Raw genomic sequence first — 6,735 nt, forward strand, 5'->3', positions numbered from 1 at the left:
CCGGCGAAACCATCAACTTCACGTTTGTCGCCAAGAAACCGGGGATTTTCTATTATCACTGCGGCGCGCCCCCGATGATTCAACACATCGCGCGCGGGATGTTCGGCGCAATTATTGTCGACCCCAAAAACGCTGCGGCTTGGCCAAAAGCCGATCGCGAGTACGTGCTTGTGCAATCAGAATTGTTCAAGAATCCAGACGACGTGCAAGCCATGTTCGACCGCAAGTTCGACAACGTCATCTTTAACGGCGGGATCTTTAAGTATCACCCGTTCGTAACAGGAGGCGGAAAACTTGGCGCGAAACCGGGAGAGCGCGTGCGCATCTACTTCGTTAATGCCGGCCCCAACGAATTTTCGTCTTTCCATCCAATCGGCGAGATTTGGGACAACGTCTACGAAAGCGGCAATCCGTCCAATAAGCTGACCGGTGTGCAGACTTATGTGGTCGGGCCTGGCAGCGCCGCAACGTTCGACGTGGTGGTGGAATCGGCCGGAGCCTACCCCATCGTGACGCATTCCCTCACGGGAGCCCTCCGGGGTGCGATTGCTGTATTATTGGCATCCCCTGATGCCAAACCGGCGCCACTTATGCCTATGGTCCCATGGGAACTGCCTTCAAAATAGGAATTGAAATGCTCCACGGTGACCCGCCAAAGAGCGGGTTGCCGTCCGAGTACAGCCCCCAGCATACATCCGCGCGCTATCCTCTAGTCCGTGCCTGGCACGCTTCTCTTCGCGATGCAAACCCGGAGGAATAGGTGATGATCAATTCTACAAATTCCAATTCTCCAAGCATTCTCACATTCGTTTGAAGCAAACACCTCTGAATCCGTGCAACTCAAAGAACGAACCGGACGGCTGTGAATCCTCTGTGCTCACTTGTTTGTCTGGACAACCAAGAGCCGAGGCCTATGTCAGCGGATTAACCGGCAGTGGTCAAAACTTGCGTGTGGTTATACCCAATTATAACGAGAAGGTGTGCCTCGGCTGCCATGTAGAACCGAAATAGAAGCTAGACGTCTCAGACTACCCGCGAGAGGGCAACAATGAAGGTGCCCTTACCGGATCCATCACAGTCACCGCCCTGTGCAATCGCAAACAATGATCATGGATTAGGGGCAACAAAGACTAAAACTTTGAGACGCCGATCGGTGTGATTCTTCACGCCATGTTCCTCTCCCGCCGGAGCCATTGTTCCCTGGCCGGGGCCAAGAACTTGGTTGTCGGACCCCACTTGGAATGTTCCCATGCCCTCCAAGACCAGATACACTTTGTCCTGTTCGCCGTGTATATGACCCTTCTGTTCCTGGCCCGGCTCGAAACAATAGACATCACAAAAAAACCGCTCGGTCTGAAACATGTTGTTTTTCTTCATCTTCTCGGAACTAAACTGCTGATAGTCCGATAATCTTATTACCTTCATGCAGGAGCTCTCCTTCCTAAAAGTTGTGGATGCAACCAGGCCCTTTGACCCTTCAGCCGAATTTCAGATACCCTTACTGTGAACCAGCTGCATGGCCTGGGGAAACGAGACGTATCATGAATCGGGCAGATCGACGGCGTCAAGAAGCGCGACAAGGTACCGGACATCTTCCTGCTCACCTAGGCTCTTGGTTAAACGAAGGTAAAGGACATTTCCAGGGAGGGCGATTTCATGAAGCAGAACTGGCCTTCCGATCAGCGCTTGATGTGGCACCTCAACATCCGGAAGCCCTTGAGCTGCTCGGCCTCGCCTTGTACCGGCAGCAACGAATGTCCGAAGCCCTCACCTGCTTGAGTGCCGCAGTCGAGCTCCAACCATCTTCCCCACTCTATTGGTTCAATCTTGGAGTGATCGCCCAGAAAGCCGGCCGCCAGGAAGACGGGATTGCCGCTTACCGAAAAGCCGTCGCGTTGAACAGCCGATACCTAGAAGCTTACATTAACCTAGGCAATGCCCTTCGAAATCGAAATGAATTTTCAGAATCCGTCAAGGCTTACCGGACGGCGCTGACACTGAACCCCGCTCATGCAGATACTCACAATAATCTGGGGGTCGCACTTAAAGAGGAGGGCAAGACCGAGGAAGCCATTGCTTCTTATCGCCGCGCACTGGAAATCAAACCGACCCACATTGAAGCCTTGAATAACCTTGGACTCGCACTGATGGAGGCAGGCACGTTGAGAGACGCCATTTCAGCCTTCCAACAGGCGCTCATTGTGGCACCGAATTATCAAAAGGCCTTATACAATCTCGGCATAGCCTGGTCCTGGGTAGATGACGACAAGAAGGCATTGGATTGTTTTCAGCAGACGGCCAACTTGAAGCACGACCACGGAAAAGGCATAACCGAACAGTCCATTTATCGCTCCCGTGTAAAACATGATGCCGAGCAAATTTCCTACCTTATCGAACAACACCGACTTGGAGCAGAATGGAAACCCTACCTTTCGGCACTACGGACGCTTCAGCAACGCCTCGATAAAGTTGCGACCCCGGGTAACCGCCTTCCCATCGAACCAAGCGACCTGACTCCGGTCGCCCCCTCTTTCAACCGCATACTGTATTGCAAACCGCCTTCGAGACTCGAACAGGGTGCGCTCAATCCCGCTCTCGACGTAGACTCCATCCAGTCCCGCTATCTCGCCAAACAGCCTGAAGTAACTTATATAGACGAGCTTCTCGGACAAGAGGCCCTAGAGAAACTCCGTCAGTTTTGCTGGGAAGCCACGATTTGGAAGAAAGACTATGAGAATGGCTATAGCGGCGCATTTCTTGGTGACGGTTTCGCTTCAGCACTTTTATTTCAGATAGCTGAAGAACTCCGTCGAACGTTGCCGCGCATATTTGGAAACCATCGATTGACTCAAGCCTGGGCCTTCAAACATGACAGCACTCGTCGCGGCCTTAATATTCATGCCGACGCTGCAGCGGTAAACGTGAACTTTTGGATTACTCCGAACGAAGCCAACCTAGACCCCGATACGGGAGGATTGGTCGTCTACGACAAGGAAGCCCCAAAGGAGTGGAACTTCAAGGACTATAACAGCGATCAGAATAAGCCGAAGATACTTTCGTGGCTGAAAGAAGCCGGAGCAGAAGCGGTCAGAATTCCCTATAGAGCCAATAGAGCCATCGTGTTCAATTCAGATCTCTTTCACGAAACCGATGAGATCTCTTTCAAGGATGATTATCTCAGCCGTCGCATCAATATCACCCTTCTCTACGGTTACCGTTTAAAGGCATAATTCCATTCCGGCACTTTCGAGGCAGCAATCTGCTAGCTCGCTTTTGGAAGTCGGACTGGAGCTACTAACTTGGCGAACTCTGCCACCGGCATCGGACGACCAAAAAGATAACCCTGTGCCTGATCACAGGCTTCGGCGACGAGGAAAGCTTTCTGCTCCTCACGCTCAACGCCCTTCGCCATCACCCGGAGTTCGAGGCCATGGGCCATCGCAATGATGGCCCGCACCATCGTCGCCATTTCCGATACGGCGCCGTCACTTAAAATTAATGATCGAGCAATCTTTACCGAGTCGACCGGCAATCGCTGGAGATAGGTGAGAGACGACAAACCCGTGCCGAAGTCGTCCATGGATAATTGCACACCCATCGATTTCAATTCTTTCAGCATGCCAACTGACGCATCCCAATTACGCATTACCATAGACTCCGTGAATTCCAATTCAACACAGTTGGGATCTATTCCGGTAACACCGAGCACGTCCTCGACGGTCTTCAACATCGAATTACCATGGAAGAGAGAATTCGACACATTCACCGAGATCCGAATCGGAGCCATTCCCTGCGACTGCCACAATACGTTCTGCTTGCATACATCATTTAACATCCACTCATCAATTTCTCGAATCATCCCTGTATCCGCAGCGGTTGCCAGGAACTCCAGTGGCCCCAGCAACCCGCGCTGCGGATGCTGCCACCGCACCAGCGCCTCCGCTCCGATAATTCGACCTGTCCGCAAATCGACATACGGCTGATAATGCACGACAAATTCTTCCCGCTGAGTTGCATGACGAAGCTCGGACTCTAAGGTTAAGCGTTTTTTCTCTTCGGCGTTGATGATATCGGAGTAGAACTGATAGTTGTTGCGACCCTGCTTTTTAGCGTGATACATCGCACTATCAGCGCACTCCAGCAACTGTTCTATGGAGTCCCCATCAGCCGGATAGTTAGCAATTCCGATACTCGCCGTCACAAAGAGTTCACGGCCATTGATCAAGAACGGTCTAGCTAGCGATTCCAACATACGGCGGGCGATTTTCGCCGCATCCTGCACGTCTTGGACTTTTGTCAGGAGTACGGTAAATTCATCTCCCCCCAGGCGAGCCACATCGTGTCTCATATCCTGCTTCACCATTCGGCCGATAGAGTCACTGTACCGTACCGATTCGGTGAGGCGATCGGCCACACTTTTAAGCAACATATCGCCGATGTTATGACCCAAGGTATCGTTAATGAGTTTGAAACGATCGAGGTCCACGAACATAGTGGCGAACTTTGTTTTGTATCGACGAGCATAAGAAAGCGACTGGGCCAGCCGGTCTTTGAACAACCGCCGATTCGGCAAGCCGGTCACGCTGTCAAAATAGGCCAGCCGATGTGTCTCCCGCTCGAAACGCTTCCGCTCGCTGATGTCCTGAACCGTCCCGAGCACTATGGGGCTCCTTTGTTTGTCGTCAAACCCCACCTCGGCCTGCAGATTAACGGTAAGCTCTTCTCCGTTCGAGAGGAAAAGACGCAGATCCATATCACACGGCGATCCTGCTTCGGCCACAGACTTTACAGCCGTTTCGGCCTGCACTCGGTCATCACGGTGAACGACGCGCAGGAACGACTCCAGTGATCCTTCAAATTCATCCGCTGAAACACCAATGAGTCGACAGAACTCGGACGAAGCTCTGAAGGTATTTGACGGTTGATGCCACTCCCAATTTCCTATCTTGGCAATCCGCTGAGCAAGTTCCAACCGCGCTTCGCTCCGAAGCAACGCGTCCCTTTGACTGCTCCCCCGCAGCATATAACGGAGTCTCTGGATTAAATCCGCGATACTGAGCGGCTTGTTGATGAAATCTGTGGCCCCGTGCTCATAGGCTTTCGCAATCGAATCGGCCTCTTCCTTGCCAGTCATAATCAAGACAGGAACCCGCCTTCCCCCTGCAGACTTTCTCAGCACGGAACACGCGGTCAAACCGTCCATCACTGGCATAACGATGTCCAATATCACGATGTCAGGGCGATGAGTTTCGAATACCTTCAACGCTTGCTCTCCATCCGCTGCATCACACGTTCTGAAATGAGCCCGCTCGAGCGCCTTACGAATCAGCAACCTCAGCTGGTCATCGTCATCAGCGATCAGGACAAGTGGCAGTACCGACTCTTGTTGCTGTTCCATGGCAATTCCTTACTTCTTTCCAAGATCAAAGTCGAACTCACTCATATTCATCACTAGCTTTCACCAGCCGCTGTTCGAAATCAAAGCCAGGTTCGAATCTTTTCTCAAATGACCATTAATTCCGTTCCGATATGTATATTCATATCAATGCCTACGTATTTCACAATAATTCGCAAAATAGCATTGTTTTTGATTTTGTAAAGTTTTCAATCTGTTTTGACAAGCAAGGGCCAATGCCTGTGAGGCTTGGGTCGTCCCTACGCTGACGTTAAATTCATCACACCCGTGTGCACAAAAATACCGCCCTCCCCGCATTACGGAGATTTCCGCCACCAAGCTTATCTTAACGTGACTATAGACACAGCCCTTCAGAAGATTATCTGATTTCTCGGAAAGCGCTGACATTCTAGATGAGAGGCTTCCAACGACGCAGGAGTCAGCCTCCTTCCTCCCTCGCACCGGTGGGTTCTTTCTGGTATGGGTGGAGGTCAAGCTGCGTCACAGTATGTTGGAGGCGCGCCCATTCTTCCGGAGCTAACGTGATAAATTCCAATCCGAACAGATAATTTCGGCTCCAGCGTACGACTGCCTCTTGCACTTTCAGCGGAGGCTCATCATCGGAAATCTCGATCCGCACTTCCAGAGAAGTGCCGGGTCGTGCTTCCGTATTGCTATCGACTCGACAACCGCGAAGAGAGAGGTCGACAAGCGTTCCCTCCCCATCAACTGTGTTCAACGATGTGAACGAACTGCGGAATCGGACAGGAAATCTTGGATTCTTCCGTTGCTCTATCATTTTTATCCTCGCGGACAACGGACTAGCGATTCATCAGCCCTTAATATTGCCAATCAGACTGAGTTCTGCCACTTTTTTTGCAATTCTAGCGCGATCAACTTTCTCAACGAATTCGGAAATATTCTCCTTCGCCTACACCCCCGACATCGTCCGTCCAGACCAATACATCGTGAGAGCGAACATGTCTCTTTCGGCCGATCAGACCCAATTCGCAAATATGAACAGATCCCCATCGAGCCACCGCAGACCTGCTGCACAGAACCGCTCCACAGCAGAATCTTCTTGCGTTTCGAAAGGCGATATCGCATACCGCCATATGACCGAGGAATCTAAGCGACGAGGACGTGTCAGATACTTCGATGAAGGTCTGTCCTGGTGTCAAGACATGCGGAACAGAGAGCAATCAGTCAAGTTCTAACTTCTTAGGGAATTTTGTGAGGTTTCGACATCCCTCTTTGGTCACCAAGACCATGTCCTCGATACGGACAGCCCCAAGGCTTGGATAGTACAGACCGGGCTCGACCGTGACGACATGCCCCTC

General features: G+C 51.6%; 7 protein-coding genes. 3 read left to right on the forward strand and 4 right to left on the reverse strand.

Annotated elements, in window-relative coordinates; genetic code table 11:
• Both ACWVCN_RS08600 and ACWVCN_RS08605 read left to right on the forward strand, forming a co-directional pair.
• A partial coding sequence (locus ACWVCN_RS08600) for a hypothetical protein (protein ID WP_455245153.1) occupies positions 1 to 626 on the forward strand: 626 nt, incomplete at its 5' end.
• 130 nt (positions 627 to 756) lie between these two features.
• Positions 757 to 1,011: a c-type heme family protein gene (locus tag ACWVCN_RS08605; protein ID WP_455245158.1), complete on the forward strand. Its 255-nt coding sequence runs from the start codon at positions 757 to 759 to the stop codon at positions 1,009 to 1,011.
• Positions 1,012 to 1,107: 96 nt separating this feature from the next.
• Here the strand turns inward: ACWVCN_RS08605 and ACWVCN_RS08610 are convergent, their stop codons facing one another.
• Entirely contained in the window at positions 1,108 to 1,425 is a 318-nt protein-coding gene (locus ACWVCN_RS08610; RefSeq protein WP_455245154.1) for a cupin domain-containing protein, read from the reverse strand.
• A 116-nt stretch (positions 1,426 to 1,541) separates the two neighbouring features.
• On the opposite strand from ACWVCN_RS08610, the gene ACWVCN_RS08615 reads away from it, so the two are divergent.
• Positions 1,542 to 3,230, forward strand: coding sequence for a tetratricopeptide repeat protein (locus ACWVCN_RS08615; protein ID WP_455245155.1), 1,689 nt, complete (start codon positions 1,542 to 1,544; stop codon positions 3,228 to 3,230).
• 32 nt (positions 3,231 to 3,262) lie between these two features.
• On the opposite strand, the gene ACWVCN_RS08620 is transcribed toward ACWVCN_RS08615, so the two are convergent.
• The 3 genes from ACWVCN_RS08620 to ACWVCN_RS08630 form a co-directional block, all read right to left on the reverse strand.
• The gene (locus ACWVCN_RS08620; protein WP_455245156.1) at positions 3,263 to 5,398 is read right to left on the reverse strand and encodes a putative bifunctional diguanylate cyclase/phosphodiesterase; all 2,136 of its coding nucleotides are present in this window, start codon (positions 5,396 to 5,398) and stop codon (positions 3,263 to 3,265) included.
• A 436-nt stretch (positions 5,399 to 5,834) separates the two neighbouring features.
• Positions 5,835 to 6,194: a PilZ domain-containing protein gene (locus tag ACWVCN_RS08625; protein WP_455245157.1), complete on the reverse strand. Its 360-nt coding sequence runs from the start codon at positions 6,192 to 6,194 to the stop codon at positions 5,835 to 5,837.
• A 403-nt stretch (positions 6,195 to 6,597) separates the two neighbouring features.
• On the reverse strand, positions 6,598 to 6,735 hold a 138-nt coding region (locus ACWVCN_RS08630), incomplete at its 5' end, for a M24 family metallopeptidase (RefSeq protein WP_455245159.1).

It is taken from the genome of Petrachloros mirabilis (assembly GCF_975968855.1).

Excerpts from the sequence above, each read along its gene's own strand:
- ACWVCN_RS08610 (WP_455245154.1), bottom strand. The coding sequence starts at position 1,425 with ATGAAGGTAATAAGATTATCGGACTATCAGCAGTTTAGTTCCGAGAAG.
- ACWVCN_RS08620 (WP_455245156.1), bottom strand. The coding sequence starts at position 5,398 with ATGGAACAGCAACAAGAGTCGGTACTGCCACTTGTCCTGATCGCTGAT.
- ACWVCN_RS08625 (WP_455245157.1), bottom strand. The coding sequence starts at position 6,194 with ATGATAGAGCAACGGAAGAATCCAAGATTTCCTGTCCGATTCCGCAGT.
- ACWVCN_RS08615 (WP_455245155.1), top strand. The coding sequence starts at position 1,542 with ATGAATCGGGCAGATCGACGGCGTCAAGAAGCGCGACAAGGTACCGGA.